2 protein-coding genes and 1 pseudogene are annotated in these 1,666 nt (G+C 62.6%); 2 read left to right on the top strand and 1 reads right to left on the bottom strand.

Annotated elements, in window-relative coordinates:
• Positions 1–456: pseudogene (locus EN906_RS33310) on the top strand (sarcosine oxidase); the annotation flags it as partial.
• 17 nt (positions 457–473) lie between these two features.
• On the opposite strand, the gene EN906_RS33305 reads toward EN906_RS33310, so the two are convergent.
• On the bottom strand, positions 474–1,064 hold the full coding sequence (locus EN906_RS33305; RefSeq protein ID WP_127269904.1) for a hypothetical protein: 591 nt from the start codon (positions 1,062–1,064) through the stop codon (positions 474–476).
• A gap of 339 nt (positions 1,065–1,403) precedes the next feature.
• Between EN906_RS33305 and EN906_RS33300 the strand changes: the two genes are divergently transcribed.
• Positions 1,404–1,666 (top strand): ATP-dependent Clp protease proteolytic subunit (locus tag EN906_RS33300; RefSeq protein WP_206529244.1); only part of this gene is annotated, 263 nt, incomplete at its 3' end.

The following is a 1,666-nucleotide window of genomic DNA, read 5'->3' as shown; positions in this document are numbered from 1 at the left end:
GCACTTGCCTATGTCGAACCGCCGGCCGACCTCAAGGCGGCCTGGCAGGCGGCACCGGTCGTGCTCGATGTCGGCGGCGCGATCGACGGCTATGTGATCCCGCCCTCCGGCGGCGCCGGCATGAAATTCGGGTCCGGGCGGCACAGGGTGCCGACCAGCGACGCCGATTGGAACCGTCAGCCGGTGGCGGGCGAGGGCGAGGCGATCCGCAACCTGTTTTCGCCGCCGATCGACCGCATCGAGGACTATCGTGTGACCGAGGTCGTCACCTGCGCCTACACTTTCACATCAGACGAAAAATTCATGGCGCATGAAAAGGGCAAATGCCTTGTTGTCTCGGCATGCTCCGGTCACGGCTACAAGTTCGGCGCGGCGGTCGGCAGGCGCGTTGCCGCTGCTGTCGGCGATGGGGATATTGCCGGCTTGAAGGCATGGCTGCGGGCGGAGGTCGCCTGAGCGCCGCCGGGGGTGACCTAATTCTGGCAATGCCTGGGAATATGCACCCGCCGCCAGCCCGATGAACCCTCGCGAACCAGCACACGACGCGCGACGGTCTGGTAGGAGGCGGGAACATCGATGATGCGCCTTTGCTCCGGCCGCACCAGCACCTCCTGGGCGATCCTGTCGTATTGTGCGGGGATGACCACGCGCCGCGTGCGTTCGGGCTGGATCACCACGGTTTTGGCGACACGTTCGTAGCGCGCCTTGTGCCAGACCTTGCACAGCACCTTGCGGCCATGGACGACGCGCCATTCCCAGGAATAGCCGCCGCCATCGATCCGGACCGTGCGGTAGACGGTGCGGGTGACGGCCGGCACGACCTGGTAGGTCACTTGCGCCGGAACGGTCATCACGACGCGCTCGCGCGTGCCATAGATAGGGGCGATATAGTCGACCTGCTGACCGGGCGGACTGATCATCACGTCTTCATAGACCGTGTCGTAGACGGCCGGACTGCGGACCGGCTCGTAACATTCGACGGCGCGGCCGCCGGCCGCCGTCTGCGAAATCGTGCCGAGCATGGTCAGGCCGGCGATGGTGAAGCATGCGGTTTTCCCGGGCATGACACTTCCCCTGTTGAACTCTACGCATAAGTTCAACGTTGAATTGTAGAGGAAGCCGTCTCGGAAAAAAGCGGTTTCGGCGCATTTCGTTAAGTGACGCGGTTAAGAAACTGCTACCTTGCGCGGCCGGCCATGCGGCTCCGGACCCGCGGAAGCATCCGCCGCCCGCGAATCCTTGGTCAGAAAGCTTGATTCGACTTACCCAGATGGCTAGGAGGGGTCGGCCTTGCACAAGGATGAGCCGGCATCCTATTTACGGAATAACGATCCAGAACCGATTCTGCCCGATCTGCCGGCATTCCCGGCGCCGGAATCCCACCGCGAGATAAGAGATATCTGATGAAGAACCCCGTCGAAACCTACATGAACCTCGTTCCGATGGTGGTCGAACAGACCAATCGCGGCGAGCGGGCCTACGACATTTTCTCGCGCCTCCTCAAGGAGCGCATCATTTTCATCACCGGTCCGGTCGAGGACGGCATGGCGACGCTGGTCTGCGCGCAGCTTTTGTTCCTCGAAGCCGAGAATCCGAAGAAGGAAATCAACCTCTACATCAATTCGCCGGGCGGCGTCGTCACCTCGGGCATGGCGTTCTACGACAC

The sequence above is a fragment of the Mesorhizobium sp. M7A.F.Ca.CA.004.06.1.1 genome, assembly GCF_003999135.1.
Classification (GTDB): domain Bacteria; phylum Pseudomonadota; class Alphaproteobacteria; order Rhizobiales; family Rhizobiaceae; genus Mesorhizobium.
This window is presented reverse-complemented; position numbering and strand designations above follow the sequence as displayed.